Source organism: Providencia sp. 21OH12SH02B-Prov (genome assembly GCF_027362595.1).
In the GTDB taxonomy this organism is placed as follows: domain Bacteria; phylum Pseudomonadota; class Gammaproteobacteria; order Enterobacterales; family Enterobacteriaceae; genus Providencia; species Providencia zhejiangensis.
The window spans coordinates 2,990,680-3,010,406 of the sequence record NZ_CP114796.1 but is presented as its reverse complement, the minus strand read 5'-3'; the positions used below and the strand labels follow the sequence as shown (position 1 = coordinate 3,010,406).

At 41.5% G+C, this 19,727-nt stretch carries 15 protein-coding genes; 10 read left to right on the top strand and 5 right to left on the bottom strand.

All coding sequences use genetic code 11. The features are described from left to right. Positions 1-385 precede the first annotated feature (385 nt). The 3 genes from pepN to O7C57_RS14130 all read left to right on the top strand — a co-directional run bounded on the left by pepN (position 386) and on the right by O7C57_RS14130 (position 5,258). On the top strand, positions 386-3,004 hold the full coding sequence (pepN, locus tag O7C57_RS14140; protein WP_251464494.1) for an aminopeptidase N: 2,619 nt from the start codon (positions 386-388) through the stop codon (positions 3,002-3,004). A gap of 412 nt (positions 3,005-3,416) precedes the next feature. After that, the gene (pyrD, locus tag O7C57_RS14135) at positions 3,417-4,427 is read left to right on the top strand and encodes a quinone-dependent dihydroorotate dehydrogenase (protein WP_154623425.1); all 1,011 of its coding nucleotides are present in this window, start codon (positions 3,417-3,419) and stop codon (positions 4,425-4,427) included. Between the two features lie 285 nt (positions 4,428-4,712). Further along, positions 4,713-5,258, top strand: a complete 546-nt coding sequence (locus O7C57_RS14130) for a cell division protein ZapC (RefSeq protein WP_154623426.1) — start codon at positions 4,713-4,715, stop codon at positions 5,256-5,258. Between the two features lie 87 nt (positions 5,259-5,345). Here O7C57_RS14130 and O7C57_RS14125 read toward each other — a convergent pair whose 3' ends face one another. Further along, positions 5,346-6,461 carry a YcbX family protein gene (locus O7C57_RS14125; RefSeq protein ID WP_154623427.1) on the bottom strand — a complete coding sequence of 372 codons (1,116 nt, stop codon included), beginning with the start codon at positions 6,459-6,461 and terminating at the stop codon, positions 5,346-5,348. A gap of 99 nt (positions 6,462-6,560) precedes the next feature. Here O7C57_RS14125 and rlmKL point away from each other — a divergent pair, with 99 nt between their 5' ends. From rlmKL to rmf, 6 genes are all read left to right on the top strand, one after another. Continuing rightward, positions 6,561-8,669, top strand: coding sequence for a bifunctional 23S rRNA (guanine(2069)-N(7))-methyltransferase RlmK/23S rRNA (guanine(2445)-N(2))-methyltransferase RlmL (gene rlmKL / locus O7C57_RS14120; protein WP_269723259.1), 2,109 nt, complete (start codon positions 6,561-6,563; stop codon positions 8,667-8,669). Positions 8,670-8,681: 12 nt separating this feature from the next. Beyond that, positions 8,682-10,589 carry an ABC transporter ATP-binding protein gene (locus O7C57_RS14115; protein WP_163862610.1) on the top strand — a complete coding sequence of 636 codons (1,908 nt, stop codon included), beginning with the start codon at positions 8,682-8,684 and terminating at the stop codon, positions 10,587-10,589. Positions 10,590-10,622: 33 nt separating this feature from the next. Then, complete coding sequence (gene pqiA, locus O7C57_RS14110) at positions 10,623-11,897, top strand: membrane integrity-associated transporter subunit PqiA (RefSeq protein WP_154623430.1); 1,275 nt, start codon at positions 10,623-10,625, stop codon at positions 11,895-11,897. Further along, the gene (pqiB, locus tag O7C57_RS14105; protein ID WP_196714088.1) at positions 11,894-13,543 is read left to right on the top strand and encodes an intermembrane transport protein PqiB; all 1,650 of its coding nucleotides are present in this window, start codon (positions 11,894-11,896) and stop codon (positions 13,541-13,543) included. Before pqiA ends, pqiB begins: the two co-directional genes overlap by 4 nt. Continuing rightward, positions 13,543-14,100 carry a membrane integrity-associated transporter subunit PqiC gene (gene pqiC / locus O7C57_RS14100; protein ID WP_154623431.1) on the top strand — a complete coding sequence of 186 codons (558 nt, stop codon included), beginning with the start codon at positions 13,543-13,545 and terminating at the stop codon, positions 14,098-14,100. Before pqiB ends, pqiC begins: the two co-directional genes overlap by 1 nt. A gap of 438 nt (positions 14,101-14,538) precedes the next feature. Next, complete coding sequence (gene rmf / locus O7C57_RS14095) at positions 14,539-14,709, top strand: ribosome modulation factor (protein WP_154623228.1); 171 nt, start codon at positions 14,539-14,541, stop codon at positions 14,707-14,709. A gap of 126 nt (positions 14,710-14,835) precedes the next feature. Here the strand turns inward: rmf and fabA are convergent, their stop codons facing one another. From fabA to O7C57_RS14080, 3 genes are all read right to left on the bottom strand, one after another. After that, entirely contained in the window at positions 14,836-15,354 is a 519-nt protein-coding gene (gene fabA / locus O7C57_RS14090; protein WP_154623227.1) for a bifunctional 3-hydroxydecanoyl-ACP dehydratase/trans-2-decenoyl-ACP isomerase, read from the bottom strand. Between the two features lie 86 nt (positions 15,355-15,440). Beyond that, positions 15,441-17,177: a Lon protease family protein gene (locus O7C57_RS14085; protein WP_269723258.1), complete on the bottom strand. Its 1,737-nt coding sequence runs from the start codon at positions 17,175-17,177 to the stop codon at positions 15,441-15,443. Between the two features lie 181 nt (positions 17,178-17,358). Continuing rightward, entirely contained in the window at positions 17,359-17,535 is a 177-nt protein-coding gene (locus tag O7C57_RS14080; RefSeq protein WP_154623225.1) for a GhoT/OrtT family toxin, read from the bottom strand. Between the two features lie 162 nt (positions 17,536-17,697). Here O7C57_RS14080 and matP point away from each other — a divergent pair, with 162 nt between their 5' ends. Continuing rightward, positions 17,698-18,165, top strand: a complete 468-nt coding sequence (gene matP, locus O7C57_RS14075; RefSeq protein ID WP_154623224.1) for a macrodomain Ter protein MatP — start codon at positions 17,698-17,700, stop codon at positions 18,163-18,165. 223 nt (positions 18,166-18,388) lie between these two features. On the opposite strand, the gene ompA is transcribed toward matP, so the two are convergent. Then, on the bottom strand, positions 18,389-19,462 hold the full coding sequence (gene ompA, locus O7C57_RS14070) for a porin OmpA (RefSeq protein WP_163862600.1): 1,074 nt from the start codon (positions 19,460-19,462) through the stop codon (positions 18,389-18,391). Positions 19,463-19,727: the final 265 nt, after the last annotated feature.

The following is a 19,727-nucleotide window of genomic DNA, read 5'->3' as shown; positions in this document are numbered from 1 at the left end:
GATTAAGTTTGTCTATACTCATCATCGACGGCTATTTTGTTCCTTGCGATACCTTTCTTATCGCTTAGATTCCCCTTGAACGTATCATCATTGACATGATTGACTAGGATGGAATACTGGCTGTTATGGTTATTTAACAAGCGTTAATATATCTATACTAGTCATCAGGTATGAAATGATACTAACACGTAATTTTCTATTTAACAGTGTTATAGCATCAACGAGCAAACCAATTCTTAACAATTGTTGATACTGATAGTCATAAATAGGCAACATAATATGATGCAATTGTTTCTCATAGGCATTTTTGTTGCAGCAGCGTATAGTAATATAAAGAATAAATGATAAACGACTGTATCGAATTAACGAATAAAAAAGGTTACTTATGACCCAATTGCGACAAGCGAAATATCGTCAGGACTATAAAGCCCCTGATTATACTATCTCTGAAATTGATCTCGATTTTATTCTCGACCCAGCAAAAACGGTTGTCACGGCGATTAGCCAAGTAAAACGCCTTAACCCAGAATCATCGACACTGGAACTGCATGGTGAAGACCTGAAATTAATCAGTGTCGAAGTGGATGGTCAGTCTTGGACGCATTATCAAGAGCAAGACGGTAAGCTGATATTGGAATCCTTACCTGAAGCTTTCACATTACGTATTGTGAATGAAATCAGCCCCGAAAAAAATACAGCGCTAGAAGGTTTATATGTTTCAGGGGATGCGCTATGTACACAATGTGAAGCTGAAGGTTTCCGTCATATCACTTATTATCAGGATCGTCCTGACGTTTTAGCGCGTTACACAACGACGATTACTGCGGATAAACAACGTTATCCTTATTTATTATCTAATGGTAATCGCATCGCTGAAGGTGAACTGGATGATGGGCGTCATTGGGTTAAGTGGCAAGATCCTTTCCCAAAACCAAGCTACCTATTTGCGTTAGTCGCTGGTGACTTTGATGTGCTTCGCGATACTTTTATTACACGCACTGGCAGAGAAGTGGCTTTAGAACTCTTTGTTGATAAAGGCAACCTTGACCGCGCACCATGGGCAATGCAATCCCTAAAAAATGCGATGAAGTGGGATGAAGAGCGCTTTGGTCTGGAATACGACCTCGATATTTACATGATAGTCGCGGTTGATTTCTTTAATATGGGTGCGATGGAAAACAAAGGTCTGAATGTTTTCAACTCCAAATACGTGCTCGCGAAAAATGAGACTGCCACGGATAAAGATTATTTAAATATTGAATCGGTGATCGGCCACGAATATTTCCATAACTGGACAGGGAACCGTATTACTTGTCGTGATTGGTTCCAATTAAGTTTAAAAGAAGGCTTAACCGTTTTCCGCGATCAAGAATTTAGTTCAGATCTCGGTTCGCGTTCTGTCAACCGCATCAACAATGTGAAAGTGATGCGTGCTGCTCAGTTTGCTGAAGATGCTAGCCCTATGGCACATCCGATCCGTCCTGAAAAAGTGATTGAGATGAATAACTTCTATACCTTAACCGTTTATGAAAAAGGTTCAGAAGTCATTCGAATGATCCACACATTATTAGGCGAAGAGATGTTCCAAGCAGGGATACAGTTGTATGTTCATCGCCATGATGGTAGTGCTGCGACCTGTGATGATTTTGTGCAAGCCATGGAAGATGCCTCGAATGTGGATCTGTCGTTATTCCGTCGCTGGTACAGCCAATCAGGTACGCCTGTTTTAACGGTACGTGATGAATATTTCCCTGAAAAACAAGAATATGTATTACATGTTAGTCAAATGACGCCACCAACAGCGGATCAAGCGGAAAAGCTGCCGTTACATATTCCGTTAGATATTGAATTATATGCTGAAGACGGTTCTATTATCCCGTTGAAACATATGGGAAGTCATATCAATTCAGTGTTGAACGTCACACAAGAATCACAAACGTTCACTTTTGATGAAGTTCCTAGCCGTCCGGTTCCTTCATTATTACGTGAATTCTCTGCACCTGTTAAATTAGATTATCCATATAGTGATGAGCAACTTGCCTTTTTGATGCAATATGCAAGCAATGAGTTCTCTCGTTGGGATGCGGCTCAGCAATTGATCGGTAACTATGTGAAGCTCAATGTTGCGAATCATCAAGCGGGCAAAGAATTCGTTTTGCCTGAGCATGTGATTGATGCATTTAGAGCGGTGTTATTGAGTGATTCTATCGATCCAGCATTGGCCGCATTGATTTTAACACTGCCTTCTGAGAATGAGATGGCGGAGTATTTTCAAACTATCGACCCTGATGCTATCCACATTGTCGCTGATTTTATTGCACATCAATTGGCCGTGGAAATGGCGGATGAGTTCTTAGCCGTTTATCAATCAATTCATATTGATGGTTACCGTGTTGATCATGGTGATATTGCGAAACGTTCATTACGCAATGTGTGCTTGCAATACCTTGCAGCAGGGGATGACCAGGCGCTGGCGGATAAATTAGTTTCTACGCAATTTGCATCGGCTGACAATATGACGGATTCATTGGCCGCATTGACAGCAGCGAGCGAATCTCAATTACCTTGCCTTGAATCGTTGATGACTGCGTTTGATGAACGTTGGCATCATGATGGCTTGGTGATGGATAAATGGTTTACGCTGCAAGGCACTAGCCCAGCGCCCGATGTATTGGAAAAAGTGCGGAGCTTGTTGACTCACCGTTCGTTTAGTATGAGTAACCCGAACCGTGTTCGTTCTCTAGTCGGTGCGTTTGCTTCTGGTAATCCGTCTGCATTCCATGCACAAGATGGAAGTGGTTATCAGTTCCTGTATGACATTTTAGTTGATTTAAATACACGCAACCCTCAAGTTGCATCACGGTTGATTGAGCCGTTGATCCGCTTAAAACGTTTTGATGAAAAACGTCAAAGTCTAATGCGTAATACTTTAGAGCAGTTGAAAGGGTTAGATAACCTATCCGGTGACCTGTTTGAAAAAGTGACGAAGGCACTTGAGAGCTAAGTTTCTCATAACCAATCAGTAACCAATACAAGCCCTTGAGAATATTTTTCAAGGGCTTGTTCTTTTCAATCCGCCACAAAAAAGCTGGCAGGGTGTTATTCATGATAGGGCGTTTCGAATGGGTGAATCCGCTTTGTTAACTCTCGACTAATCAGCTTGTGTGCAATAAATTGATTTTTTCATAGAAAAAGTAGCGCAAGATAGGGTAATCTATGTCGCGTTTTATCGGATGAAAATGTTCCCTTTGCTTAATATAGGCTCAGCAAATTTTATTTGTTGGGTGTTTTGATGCGCGGAACATTGTGTCTTTTAATCGCTTTATACACAAAGTAATTTAAGTTGTTGGCGTTAAGCATCAGTGCGCATTTCAGCTTAAAGTATGGCAGGTATAGACAGAAATAGGTTATTGGATATGTTATATCACCTTGCCCGCAAGGCTCTATTCCAGTTCGACCCAGAAAAAGCCCATGAACTGACCTTCCGTCAGCTTCAGCGCTTAAATAATTCTCCTCTTAAATGTCTTCTTCGCCAATCGGTGGCGACTAAACCTGTTCAATGTATGGGGCTGTCATTTAAAAATCCACTTGGTCTAGCCGCAGGGTTAGATAAAGATGGCGAATGTATTGACGCTTTCGGTGCAATGGGCTTTGGTTTTGTTGAAATCGGTACCGTCACTCCTCGACCGCAGGCTGGTAATGACAAGCCAAGGCTGTTTCGTTTAGTTGAAGCAGAAGCGTTGATCAATCGTATGGGGTTTAACAATAAAGGTGTTGATAACCTTGTTGAGAATGTCAAAAAATCAACCTACGGTGGGGTGATTGGAATTAATATTGGCAAAAATAAAGATACGCCAGTAGAGCAAGGTAAGGATGATTATTTAATTTGCATGGATAAGGTTTATACACATGCAGGTTATATTGCTATTAATATTTCGTCACCAAATACGCCGGGTTTACGCACGCTGCAATATGGAGAAGCTTTGGACGATTTGTTAAGCGGAATAAAAACAAAGCAGTTGGAATTACAATCGAAACATCAAAAATATGTTCCTGTTGCCGTTAAAGTTGCCCCGGATTTAAGCGAAGAAGAAATAATACAAGTTACAGATAGTTTAGTTCGCCATAATATAGATGGTGTGATCGCCACGAATACCACTTTAGATCGCTCCTTAGTCCAAGGTTTAAATCACTGTAATGAAGCTGGTGGTTTAAGTGGACGCCCAGTGCAACTAAAAAGTACTGAAGTTATTAGGATCATTTCTCGTGAATTAAATGGCAAGTTACCAATTATTGGCGTGGGTGGAATTGATTCATTAACATCCGCACGTGAGAAAATGGATGCAGGCGCATCATTGATCCAAATTTATTCAGGTTTTATATATAATGGTCCAAAGTTAATTAAAGATATTGTGAACCATATATAGTTAACTGTAAATTTACCTAAAGGGGGCTTTATTTATGCTCCCTTTTAATCTATATTGAGTTGGATGCTTATTTTTAAATCATTTTGACATTTTTAGAACCGAATTATTTATATTTCTATCTAAAAAATGTATTTGTACTCTGACTAATTTGAGTTGCACGTAGCTGTTAAGTCACATTATTCGTTTCGTTAAAAAGCGCTGATAATATAATTAGGCTAATAGAATCGGCTCAACTAGCAACTTCAAGTATGGTGAGTATACCGATAAATCGCTAAGGGATCGTTTATGATAATAAAACCTGATGATCATTGGCGTTGGTATTTTGATCATGACCATGATAGGGTGATGTTGGATCTCGCCAACGGCATGATATTTCGCTCATGTTTTCCCGCAAAAATGCTAACTGCATTTGCGCGTGATGAAATGCCTTTTAGTATTGAAGATGCTGCTGAGTTTTATATATTCGACGAACAGGCTAAAAGATTAAATTTATCCAATGAAGAAAGAGCCGAATTAGTGCTCAATAGTTTAGTGGCATTTCGTTTTCTAAAACCACAAATGCCAAAAAGTTGGTATTTTTCATCTTTTCACGATATTAAACAGCCAGCTCAAGGCCAGCTTATTCAAGTTTGTTTAGAAAGCACCCGCAATATTGCCACATTTATTATTGCTGAAGCGGGGGCATCGGCAAGTTTATGTTTATTGGCAGAAGCACAATTAGAATTACCAGATCGTAAATTACGCTTCTGTGATCCCATTAAGATCATGAACGATCGTATGAGGGAATATAAGCGCAAGTCTAATCGCTTATTGTATGGCAATGTCATTTAATTGATCATCCTTGATCGTTTATGTTTTTTTTAATATGACTCATAACACCATCATTAAAATAATTATTGGTATGATGGTGTTTAAAAACTAACGTAAAGCTAATTTAATTGCACTTTTAGGAATACAACTACAGGCTAATATATAGCCATCACCTTTAATTGCACTCTGTTTTAATGGTGTCACTTCTCCTTCGAGCAGCTTTATTTTGCATTGACCACAAATGCCTGCGCGACAGGAATAAGGCAGCGATACTCCTTTTGCTTCTAATTGTTCAAGAATGACTTCTTGGTTATTCCCTTCATAATCATGATGTTCAAAAGTCATGGTCACAGTGCTTAGTGGTGTGGTTGTACCGGTCGCCTTGCTGCCTGTTTCCCTTTCTTTTGGGATATAGCGATTAGGTTGTTTCTTTTCGAGTACGGTAACTTCATCACCCACACGAATGACTCCGGTATTATGAATAATCACATTTTGGCCAAAGTCGACATCACCATTTTCAGCGGTGCGGAACGTTTGCAAAGTGGCGAGAGGCTCACTATTAGGGTGCTTTATGCCTTTTTCTGGGCTCACGGTGGTCAAAATGCAGCGGCTACATGGGCGATCAAGGGTAAAGATGACATCCCCTATCTGGATTTTTTTCCAAGTATCCTCTTCGAAAGGTTGCGCACCTGTGATGATCAGGTTACCTCTAAATTGTTCAAGTTTAATGCTGGCAGGGCAGCGCTTTTGGAGTTCCTGCACTGAGGCTTCATTAATTAATAAGAAGGGGTAACCGTCAGCAAAAGACATTGGAACATCGGGCATGGTTTTGACTCGGCGAGACAGATGAGGGCTTATCCAACGAAGTTGAACAGGCTCCTCAAAATAGCGACTCAACCAAGAATTAATCGTTTCGGGTGCAATCAAGGCATGAAAATGATTCCCCCAAACTTCAGTTGGGCTCTGATTCTCATCAAAGTCCTGATACAATACCGTCACACTTTCGCCATCGGGTGCTTTAAGATAAAGACCATTATTTAACATTGCTGGTGTGAATAGTAACATCTGAGGGTATTTTCTCGCGGTGATAAATTTACCTTCCAGCGTTGTTACCATAAAATTACGATCAAAGATTAATCCACTGGTATCAGCGTAAGCATGAGACAAACGTATGCCTCTCATGGACTTGACTGGGTGGGTATAAAGGCGTGAAAGCGTTATCATTATTTAATCCTTATAATTGTTGCTGAGCAACTTTATGACAACTCCATAAGATTAGCTATAATGCGCAACAATTTTTCATCCAAATTGGTAAAAAATACTATGAATTCTCTGTTTGCCAGCACAGCTCGTGGCCTTGAAGAACTATTGAAATCCGAATTAGAAGCTCTGGGCGCTAGCCAGTGCAAAATTGCACAAGGGGGTGTCTATTTTCAGGCTGATGAACGGGTGATGTATCAGAGTCTGCTCTGGAGCAGGCTGGCATCCCGTATCTTATTACCATTGAATGAGTTTGACGTTTACAGCGACTTAGATTTATACCTTGGTGTACAGGCCATTGACTGGACCGAAATCTTCTCGGTTAATGATACATTTTCAGTTCATTTTAGTGGTACTAATGACGAAATCCGCAATAGCCAATATGGGGCGTTAAAAGTTAAAGATGCGATTGTCGATTGCTTTGTACGTAAATTAGACCAGCGGCCAGATGTTGCACGGCAACAACCCGATATTCGTGTTAACGTTTATTTAAATAAAGAGAGGGCGAGTGTCGCGCTTGATTTAAGTGGTGATGCACTCCACATTCGCGGTTATCGTGATTTAGCGGGCCAAGCGCCATTAAAAGAAAATTTAGCGGCTGCGATTATAAACCGTTCAGGTTGGCAAAAAGATACGCCTCTTGTCGATCCTATGTGCGGTTCAGGCACATTGCTCATTGAAGCGGCAATGATTGCGGCGGATAGAGCCCCTGGTTTATATCGTGAACATTGGGGATTCTATGCATGGTCAAAATATAATCCTGAATTATGGCGTGAACTGATCACAGAAGCTCAGGTACGTTTCCGTCAAGGTTTGAAAGAAACAACCTCGCGTTTTTATGGCGTTGATATTGATAAACGTGTACTCGATATGGCGCGTTCTAATGCACGCAGAGCTGGGGTTCAAGAATTGATAAGCTTGAATCAAGGCGATGCGGCGATGCTTGAAAACCCGGTTAAAACGGATCATAAAGGTACTATTTTAAGTAACCCTCCTTATGGTGAACGTCTTGAAAGTGAGCCTGCGTTGATTGCGTTGCATAGCCAATTAGGTCGTGTGGTTAAATCACGTTTTCCGGGGTGGCGTTTATCCATTTTTAGTGCTTCCCCAGAGCTTTTAAGCTGTTTGCAATTGCGTTCAGAACGTGAATTTAAAGCGAAAAATGGGCCATTGGAGTGCGTACAAAAAAATTATGTTCTGGCTGAAACCCCGTCTGAAACCGTGGGGGAAATTTCACCAGATTTTGCGAATCGTCTACGTAAAAATCACAAAAAGTTCAGCAAGTGGGCTAAACAGCAAGGTGTTGATTGTTACCGCGTCTATGATGCGGATTTGCCTGAATACAATGTTGCCGTCGATATCTATGGTGACAAAGTCGTAATCCAAGAATATGCCCCACCGAAAACGGTAGATGAGCGCAAAGCTCGTCAACGACTATTTGATGTTATCACGGCGACAATGAACGTATTGCAGCTATCATCCAACCAACTGGTGTTAAAAACGCGCCAACGCCAGAAGGGGAAACAGCAATACGAAAAATTGGCACAAAAAGAAGATTTCTTTTTAGTGCAAGAATACAACGCTAAAATGCTCGTCAATTTAACGGATTATCTTGATACTGGGTTATTTTTAGACCATCGTATTGCTCGTCGTATGTTAGGGCAAATGAGCCGCGGTGCAGACTTTTTGAACTTGTTTTGTTATACCGGTTCAGCCACCGTCCATGCGGGTTTGGGCGGTGCGAAAAGTACAACCTCGGTGGATATGTCTCGTACCTACCTAGAATGGGCAGAGAAAAACTTACAAGCAAACGGCTTAACTGGACGTCAACATCGTTTGGTTCAAGCGGACTGCCTGAATTGGTTAGCAAATAGTCATGAACAATTTGATTTGATCTTCATTGATCCACCCACTTTTTCAAACTCAAAACGAATGGACGGTACTTTTGATGTGCAACGTGATCATATCCAGTTGATCAGCCATTTAAAACGCATGTTACGCCGTGGGGGAACGATTATGTTTTCCAATAATAAGCGAGGTTTTAAAATGGATAGCGAAGCACTGGGCGACCTTGGATTACAAGCCGAAGAAATTACAGCGAAAACACGTTCAGAAGACTTTGCTCGTAACCGTCAGATTCATAACTGCTGGCTGATACGCCACGCAGCGTAAAGGATAAAATCAATGGCTTTAATTAATTTGTCAGGTGCATATTTATCGTTTAGTGATGCACCTTTATTGGATAGTACTGAACTTCATATTGAAGACAATGAACGTGTTTGTTTAGTTGGCCGTAATGGTGCAGGTAAATCCACATTAATGCGTGTATTAACGAAGGAGCAGCCGCTTGATGATGGGCAGCTTCTTTATCAACAAGATCTGATTGTTGCCCGTTTACAACAAGACCCACCACGTAATATTGAAGGGACTATTTTTGATTTTGTTGCGGAAGGGGTTGCGGAGCAAGCTGAGTATCTTAAAGATTACCATCATGTGTCTAAATTGGTGGAAAGCGATCCAAGTGAAAAGAATTTAAACAAATTAGCTGAATTACAAGAGGTTCTTGATAGTCGGAATTTATGGTTACTCGATGCTCGTATTAGTGACGTATTGAAAAAACTGGATCTTCCTGCGGACGCGCAGTTGTCTTCATTATCAGGTGGTTGGCTACGCAAAGCGGCATTGGGCCGTGCATTAGTCAGCAATCCACGTGTATTATTTCTTGATGAGCCGACTAACCACTTGGATATTGAAACCATTTTATGGTTAGAGAATTTCCTGAAAGATTTCCAAGGTAGTATCGTCTTTATCTCCCATGACCGTTCATTTATCCGCAATATGGCAACACGTATTGTTGATCTCGATAGAGGCAAATTGTCATCGTGGCCGGGTAATTATGATGCCTATTTGATCGCAAAAGAGGAAGCTTTGCGTGTAGAAGAGATGCAAAATGCAGAATTTGACCGCAAACTTGCCCAAGAAGAGGCGTGGATCCGTCAAGGCATCAAAGCAAGACGTACGCGTAATGAAGGGCGAGTGCGTGCGTTAAAAGCTTTGCGAGTTGAACGTTCTCAGCGTCGTGAAGTACTGGGTAGCGCAAAAATGCAAGTTGAAGAAGCGGCTCGCTCAGGAAAAATTGTGTTTGAGATCGAAAATGTGAACTATCACATTGATGGCAAAGTCTTAGTCAAAGATTTTAGTGCACAAGTGATGCGCGGTGACAAAATTGCCTTAGTGGGGCCAAATGGCTGTGGTAAGACGACGCTGCTGAAATTAATGCTGGGAGACTTACAAGCCAATAGTGGTAAGGTGCATTGCGGCACTAAGTTAGAGGTCGCTTATTTCGATCAACACCGTGCGGCTCTCGATCCCGATAAAACAGTAATGGATAACCTCGCAGAAGGAAAGCAAGAGGTGATGGTGAACGGCAAACCACGCCATGTCTTAGGTTATCTACAAGACTTTATGTTCCCACCGAAACGTGCGATGACTCCGGTTCGTGCGTTATCGGGGGGAGAGCGTAATAGGCTATTACTTGCTCGGTTATTTTTAAAACCCAGTAACTTATTGATCCTCGATGAACCGACTAACGACCTTGATGTGGAAACTCTAGAACTACTTGAGGAGTTGGTGGACAGCTATCAAGGCACAGTGCTATTAGTCAGCCATGACCGTGAGTTTGTTGACAATAGCGTCACGGAATGTTGGATTTTTGAAGGCAACGGGGTGATCAATCGCTACGCGGGGGGATATTTTGACGCTCAGCAGCAAAAAGCACAAACCGTGAGTTTGAAAACCACGCAACAAAGTAAAATATCGGACGAAGAGAAATTTACTAAAGTAAAAGAGCCTACAAAGCGAAATAATAAGATTAGCTACCATTTACTACGTGAATTAGAACAATTACCATCAAAGCTTGAGCAACTTGAGAGCGAAATTGAAACACTGCAAGCCACAATCAGTGATGCAGACTTCTTTAATCAGCCTCATGATGTTACAGAAAAAACATTAAATGCATTGGCTGAGAAAGAACAAGCGCTAGAACAAGCATTTGATCGTTGGCAAGAACTTGAACTATTAAAAAATAGTTAGTTTATAGATCAAAAATAGAAGGGGCGAATCACCTTGTGCTCTCATGAGTCTCATGAACATGTGCTGTGTACACAGTGCGACATGCTAGTTGCAGTGCCTGAATTAGAGCAAGGCACTAAAGCTACATGTCCACGTTGCCATACTGTGTTGGTTGCAAAGTGGCGCTATCCGTATAAGCAGCCAGCGGCATATGCATTCAGTGCATTAATCATGCTGCTGGTTGCATGTATGTTTCCATTTGTCAAAATGAGTGCGGCCGGAATCGAAAATGAAATCTCTTTATTTCAAATTATAGAGATTATCGCGACAACCCGTTACAGCGGGTTGGCTCTATTCTTTCTGTTTTTTTCATTAGTGATCCCCGCCTTTTGTATGGTGACTATCATACTCTTTGGTATGCAAGTGTATGTACCAAAACCGATTAAAGTGTGGATGAGCCGTATCCTGTTTCAAATGAAATCTTGGTGTATGGCAGAAATTTTCCTTGCGGGCGTGCTGGTCAGTTTCGTGAAACTGATTGCCTATGGGGATATTGGCGTTGGATTAAGCTTTTTGCCTTATTGTTTATTTTGTGTTTTACAAGTGAGGGCGTTTCAATGCCTTGATAGGCACTGGATGTGGAACAAAATCGAACCTGCCCCAAAATTGGCACAAAAGCTAGAGGTTGGACGTACAGGGATCAGTCAAAATGTTCGGTTGTGCTTAGTGTGTACAGCGATTTTACCCGCTGAGCAATCTCAATGTCCTCGCTGCCATGCACATGGTAGTGTGCGTAAGCATCAAAGCATACAATGGACAGCCGCACTGTTATTGACTTCTTTTATATTGTATATCCCAGCGAATCTGCTGCCTGTCATGACAACCAATATGCTGGGTAGCGACATGCCGGCGACTATTATGGATGGCGTAATACTATTGTGGGGGGATGGTTCATATCCCGTTGCGTTAGTGATTTTTATTGCCAGTATTATGGTACCTTCATTAAAAATGATAGGTATTGCGTGGCTATGCCTTGATTCTCAGGGGTATGGCAATCGAGACCCCCATCGTATGCACTTTATTTATGAATTAGTTGAATATGTAGGTCGTTGGTCAATGATTGACGTATTTGTTATTACCATTTTGGCTGCATTAGTTCAAATGGGGCAATTAATGAGTATCGTCCCTGCACAGGGCGTTATTTTCTTTGGCGTCGTGGTCATTTTAACGATGTTTGCTGCGATGACTTTCGACCCCAGACTGACATGGGATCGCTGCGAAAAGAAAAATGCAATAAAAGTTGTTGAACAAGAAGGAGCCATCGGGTGAGTGAACAAAAAACGCCACAGGCCAATGCCAAAGTCAGTAAACTGAAAAGTTGGTCACCTGTATGGGTGATCCCTATCATCACTGTCTTAATTGGTGCTTGGATATTATTTTATCACTTCAGCCATCAAGGCCCTGAAGTGACGTTAATTACTTATAATGCAGAAGGCATTGAAGCCGGTAAAACCAAGATTAAAAGCCGTAGTGTAGATATTGGTATCGTTGAAAGTGTGACATTAGACGACAACTTTAGCCGAGTTGTCATTAAGGCTCGCCTTAATAGCGATATGAAAGATTTGCTACGCACTGATTCTGCTTTTTGGATTGTGAAACCAGCTATCGGCCGTGAAGGTGTGACAGGTCTGGGAACATTGCTATCAGGGGTATTCATTGAATTACAACCCGGTAGTTCATCAAAAGAGCATAACGAATTTACGCTGTTAGATTCGCCTCCGTTAGCTTCTCCTGATGCAAAAGGGATCCGAGTGATATTGGTGAGTGATCGTGCTGGTCAATTGAATCCTGGGGACCCTGTCTTGTTTAGAGGCTATCGTGTCGGTTCTGTTGAAACCAGTAATTTTGACATGGATAAGCGTGATATGCGCTATCAGCTATTCATCAATGCGCCGTATGATAAGCTCATTAGCACCAATGTGCGCTTTTGGAAGGATAGCGGCATCGCTTTCGATATGTCATCGCAAGGTATTCATGTGGAGCTGGGATCAATAGCAACCTTACTTGCTGGTGGGGTTAGTTTTGATGTGCCAGCAGGTTGGGTCCCCGGTGAAGGGGTGAAAGAAAATACGGAATTTAAACTCTTTGATAACCAAAGTAGTATCCAAAATTCCCTGTATACCGAGTATCAAGATTTTGTTCTGTTCTTCTCGGATTCAGTAAGAGGTTTACAGCCTGGGGCGCCTGTAGAATTCCGTGGTATCCGTTTAGGTACAGTAGCTCAAGTGCCTTTCTATACTGAAGGTCTTGATCAGAAACTGGATAATGACTTCCGCATTCCGGTATTAATCCATATAGAGCCAGAACGATTCAGAAAAGATGTGGGGGCTGACTTCAATCTGAAAAATGAACTGAAATTAGCGATGAAAGATGGGCTTCGTGCCTCACTGAAATCAGGTAACTTCCTGACAGGAGCGCTGTTTGTTGACCTTGATTTCGTGCCTAACGTACCGGATTATAAAGGGCCTGATGTGGTGGCTGGTTATAAAGTGATTCCAACAACCAGTGGTGGTTTGGCGCAAATTCAGCAAAAAGTGATTTCAGTCTTGGATAAAATCAATAGTATGCCGATTGAGCCTATGTTGAATCAAACGACCCAAACACTGGCTGAAGGGCAGAAAACGATTAAAGAAGCGCAGGTGATGCTGGCTGAACTGAATAAAGTCATGGGCAGTAAAGAGTTCCAGAACTTACCTAGAGACTTGCAAAAAACCTTGAACGAGATGAATCGAGCAATGCAAGGGTTCCAACCTGGCTCACCAGCATATAATAAGATGGTTGATAATATGCAGCGTTTAGATCAGGTGCTTAGGGAAGTGCAGCCATTATTACGGACGTTGAATAATAAGAGTAATGCCTTAGTATTCGAGGCCGAGCCGTCGAAGGATCCTGTGCCTAAAGGAGTGAAAAAATAATGAGATATCTGGTATCGATATTTGTTTTAATGCTGGCGGCTTGTAGCAGCACCCCTGAAAAAATGTACTACCAATTGCCGGTAAAAGCGCCGGCAACACAAACAGCGGTAGTGATGGGGCAACAAAATCAAATTTGGCTGCAACGAGTTATGTTGGCTGATGTTTTGACATCAAACGGCATTACTTACCAGACATCGGATGTCAGCTACAGTAATGCAAGCTCACACTTATGGGCTAGTCCACTTGAACAGCAGTTAGGACAATCCATGGTCAGTGAACTATCGTCTGCGTTACCGGGGCGCTTAGTGTCTCTACAGCCGCTACAGAATTCACCTGATACGCTAGATATCACGCTGACCGCGTTTAATGGGCGTTATGATGGGATGGTTTTAGTACAAGGTTTTTGGACATTATCGAATGGTCGTGAAGTGATCCGCCGTAACTTTGATATACAGCTTGAACAAAAAGAAGATGGTTATCCTGATTTGGTGCGCACCTTATCGCAAGGATGGCAGCAAGTGGCAGATGGGATAGCGAAAGAGATCAGCAAACCCTAATTAACACTATGATTACGGATAAATGCGCCTCGTGTTTTCATCAACGGAGGCGCATTTTTTTTGTAAAACTGCTTATAAATCATTCAAATATAAATTATCGTACTATGAACTTATATAAGGAATATGATATTAATATATTTAATATCAATTAGTTGTCACTTTTTGAATGTATATATCACATTTATAACATTTATGACATTCATATGAAATTCTTTACTTGATTTTCTGAACTGCCAGCGGTATTTCTATACTGTACCTAAATTAAGAGCCCTATGTAGTTTTAGGTTCCTGTCGCTAACAAACTAAGCTATCACCTAGGTTTTCTAGGTGCACACAGAGAACGTCGTTAAGTACAATCTGACTAATGACTTAACTTAAAGCTATTAAGGGTTTTAGGTGCTGTTTTCTTTTCCATTTAAACAATGAGGGAAGTAAGGCATGAAAAGACAGAAGCGAGACCGTTTAGAAAGAGCTTTATCAAGAGGTTATCAAGCAGGTATTGCAGGGCGTTCAAAAGAATTATGCCCTTATCAGTCGGTGGACGCGCGTTCGCATTGGTTGGGAGGCTGGCGAAAGGCCATGGAGGACCGGACGACACTCTCTGCATAGGCAGAGCATAGCACAGCATAACTTACTGATTAGAGAACCTAGATAAACGGTTTTTTAATTCCCTTTAAACCACAATTTTAAACCTCCGCGATTGCGGAGGTTTTAGATCATATAGCGTCAGTCGGTTTAGAAAGCACTTGTGTCTTTAAATAGACCAACTTTCAGGTCATTAGCAACGTAAATGACTTTACCATCAACTAATACTTCGCCATCAGCAAGTCCCATAATCAATTTACGATTAATAACACGTTTAAAATTGATACGGTAAGTCACTTTTTTCGCTGTTGGTAGAACCTGTCCGGTGAATTTAACTTCACCAACGCCCAATGCGCGACCTTTGCCTTCGCCACCCAGCCAACCAAGGTAGAAGCCGACCAACTGCCACATCGCATCCAGACCTAAACAGCCAGGCATAACAGGATCATTCACAAAATGGCAGCCAAAGAACCACAAGTCTGGATTGATATCCAGTTCAGCTTCGACATAGCCTTTATTGAAAGAACCGCCATCTTCAGTCATGGTGATGATGCGATCCATCATCAACATATTGCCAGAAGGTAATGGAGGCCCATTTTCGCCAAATAATTCGCCTCTTCCAGAAGCTTCTAAATCACTTTTTGTGTAGGAACTGCGTTTATCAACCATGTTCTTCTTATAGCCTTAATTAAGTTTAAGGATACAGGATAGCTTACACTTGTACGCTGAACAACTCCGATCTGATATTTTTTTACTCAACCAAGCCATTTCAGAAACCAAGGAAGCTTTGGTTTTTCTGGCGAGTTAGCTTGATTTATCCGTTCTTGAATTAAAGCTAACAAGTGTACGTTGTCACCTTCAGCTTGTTGCTCAAAGTAAGCTTGTTTGGTCAGTAAGGTGATCGCTTGAGCGACATGTTCTACTGGCCATATATGAAATTGACCTTCTTTGACTGCGTCAACAACGGTTTGATTGAGGCACAGATGGCGGACATTTGCCATTGGGATGATGACACCTTGCTGGCCTGTTAAGTGACGTTGAGCACATATATCGAAGAAGCCTTCAATTTTTTCATTCACGCCGCCAATAGGTTGCACATAACCAAATTGATCTACCGCCCCGGTTACCGCTATTTGTTGATCGATAGGCTGTAGTGCTAATGCACTAATGAGGGCGCATAGTTCAGCCAAAGAAGCGCTATCACCATCGACTTCACCATAGGACTGCTCAAAGACAATTGAGGCTGAGAATGGCTGTGGCTGCTCTAATTTTAGTTCATAATTTAAATAAGCTTGCATGATCATCATGCCTTTAGCATGGATATTACCACCAAGCTCTGCTTTTCTTTCAACATCCACAAATTCACCATCACCTAAATGTGCCACACAGGTAATGCGTGAAGGCTCACCTAACGCTTCAGGGTGACCGGGGTACTGTAAAACGGACAAACCATTAATTTGGCCGATAACTTCTCCCTCTGTTCGGATAAAAACCTGTTCCTGTAAGATGTCGTCTTGTGAGCGCTCAGAAAGAAAGCTATGACGCCATAGGCGATTTTCAAGTGCCTGTTTGAATGCTTCATCACCCATCATGTTATCGATTTGGTAATGAGACGCATCGGTTAATTTACGGATGAGCCATTGGCTATCAAGAGGTAAATTAAACTTGTCTTCACAAAACCGCGTAGCTTGTGTAATAAACGTCATCCAGCCATCGGAGGCAATTTCAGGCAAATGATTAGCGTCAATAAGTGATTTGATATAGCGCATCCACAGAACTAATTGTTCTTTATCATCAAAGAACATGATGGGTTCATATTCACCATAGATAGCATTCTCAAATAATTCTGAGTCGATATATTCAAATTCTTCTAACTCCAGCCTATCACCAACGATAATCAATTTTATATCAAGCGGTTGAGCATCAATTTCTATAGGTAGAGGCTGGTTATCAGAAAATGGCAACCATTCAAGTTGGCGACGAGCCACCATATTCTGTAATCTTTGCCACATCAATGGTTGGGCAATCAGTGATGATGCCGATAATATTAGGACACCACCGTTGATTTGATGTAATAATCCAGGAACTAAATGCAGTGAAGCTGTGATATAGCCAAACAATTGTTCTGGTTCTATCCAGTCGCGGTATGCAATCTTAGTCTGGCTAGAAAAGCGTCCGTCAATTTCAGGATGCCATTTAAAAGCGAGTTTATTGTCAGTGAGCTGATAATCACCCTTAATCGGCGAAAATTGGGTCAGTAAAGGGCTGATCGCTTCAGAAAATACCTGTAAATAATGCTCACTTTGCTCAGACTTGATAAACATGAAACGAGTGCGTGAGTTTTCTTTGATAAAACGTTCAATGCTATTAAATAGCCTAGGTTGAATTTCTGACAAAGTAGCAGGGGTCAGGGTATCTGAAGAGACAAAAGTTGCCTGATAAGGTGTTAGTTCAGGTGTTAGGCCTTGCCATGTTAGTTCTTGACTGATCACTATAATTTTTCTGCTATTAAAATGATTATAAGTAAAATGCCTGTTGGTGAGCAGGGCGCGTATGCCTGAATCCTGTTTGAATATTTTACATTGTTTTCAGGTCCATTTATTACCCATTGGGCAAGGTTGCTATATTAGCGTCTGAGCGTCAATCTTGCAGCAATAATTGACGTATAATCGACTAGAATAAAGCAAATAACAGTACAACAGGTAAAGACATTGGCCATGTAACGCCTATAAGTAGTGCACTGAGTAATCTCATAACTATGTTAGGGTCTTTTGTTAGGCGTAGTGTTATTAGAGCAGAGCATACGCCACCTATTCCATAAACGAGGAGTATGCATTCAAATGTGGACATGCTAATTCATTAATTTGTTAACAGATGAGGGCAGATTGTACACTATTTTGTGTTAAGTTGTTATCTTCTTTGTGAAGGGTTGTTTGTTGTTACCGCTGAATTGTGCTTCTTCAGTTAAAATTGCTAATATAAAACTAGATTCGATCTTCGTCGGGAAAAATTATGAAATATCAACAGCTTGAAAATCTAGAATGTGGCTGGAAATGGGATTATCTGGTGAAGAAGTCCAGAAGTGGTGAGGCAATCACTCGATATATTGAAAGAAGTGCAGAAGATGAAGCGATTGCCTTGCTGTTAAAAATGGAGAATCGGCCGACAGATGTTATGAAGTGGATTAATTTACATATGAATCCACAATTAGATAATCGTATGAAACAGAGTATTCGCGCTAGGCGTAAACGCCATTTCAATGCAGAGCATCCGCATACGAGAAAAAAGTCTATTGACCTTGATTTTTCTGTTTGGCAGCGATTATCTAATCTTGCCGTTAAGCGCAATAAAACATTATCGGAAACGATCATTCAGTTGATCGAGGATGCAGAGCATAAGGATAAGTATGAAAGCCAAATGAGCTTATTAAAAGAAGATCTGCAAGCGATTTTAGGTAATTCAAATACTAACAAGCCGTAATATTGATCGTTTGTTGTTATTGAATGATCAACTAAGATCGCGATGCTCTATGAGTAAAAGATGTAATCATTGACGCTTCACTGACTGGGATATAAGCAAAGCCTAGTTGTGACGGGATAAGACTTAGGCTATCGCCTGCTTTAAGTGACTTTAGAGATAAAAAAAACCCCATCGAAATGGGGTTTTTTGTGTTCAGATCGAAATTCGACCGAGGAACTTGTTATTAAGCGCCTGGTTGAGTTACAACTTCAGTTGTACCTTGGATTTCGATTTCAACGCGACGGTCTGGTGCCAGACACTCGATCAGAGCAGCACGGCCTTTAACGTTGTCACATTTGTTACCAGTTACTGGATCTTCTTTACCACGACCTTCAGCAGCGATTGCGCTAGCTGGAACGCCTTTAGCTACCAGGTAGTCAACAACTGACTGAGCACGTTTTTGTGACAGTGGCAGGTTGTAGTTTTGTGAACCGATACGGTCTGTGAAACCAACTACCAGTACGCGACCTTGAGTTGGGTCGATGCTGCTCAGTTCGTTATACAGTTCGTTCAGTGCTTGCTGACCTTCTGGCTTCAGAGTTGCTTTGTTGAAGTTGAACAGAACGTCTGAACGCAGAGTGAAACGTTTGTTCTCAACAACTGGAGCTGGCTCAACAACTGGCGCTGGCTCAACAACTGGCGCTGCTTCTTGGTTGAAACGATATGCTAGACCAACGCTCAGCATGCCGTTGTCTGGACGTACGCCCAAGTTATCGTTATCACCGATGTTGCTCACCCACTGGTAGTCTAAACGAGTCGCCCAGTTTGGAGTGATTGCATATTCAACACCCAGTGCGTATACAGGAGAAACGCCAGTGTCGTTTTCTTTGTAATTTGGTTGACCTTCTTGATGTGCTTTAACATCAGTACGCCATACCATACCACCTAAACGAGTGTAAACGTCTAAGTCATCCATTACTGGATAGCTTAGTTTGGTCGTCAGAGAAACACCCATTGATTTCAGGTCGCCGTTGTTACCAGCACCTTTGTATTTCATTTTACCAAACCAGTCATAACCAAGCTCGAAGCCCATGTACTGGTTGTATTGGTAACCTGCGTATGCACCAGCACCGAAAGTATCACGGTCAGTACTGTTACCTACAGTTGCATTACGATCAACTGGAGTAAAGCTTGTGTCTTCATAGTGAGACCAACCCAGTTTAGCACCGGTATACCAAGTGTTGTCTTTTGGAGCTGCCTGCGCAACAGTTGCGAAAGCTGCTACTGCCACTGCTACTGCGATAGCTGTCTTTTTCATTTTTTACGCCTCGTTATCATCCAATATAGGCATGGCTTCAATGAGCCTTATTATTCGCCATTGGTTTAAAATACTTGCTAGGTTTCGCTGACATTATCTACAAAAATTTATAAAAAGTAAAAAATAATGCCATAACCTTAACAAGCTAAAGTCTACAACGAACTTAAAAAGATACAAGTAGAGCAAGCAAAAATCGTTATAAAAAAACATATTTTAGTGGATAAATCAGAGAGATAAACATAACCTAATTTTAGATTGATTATTA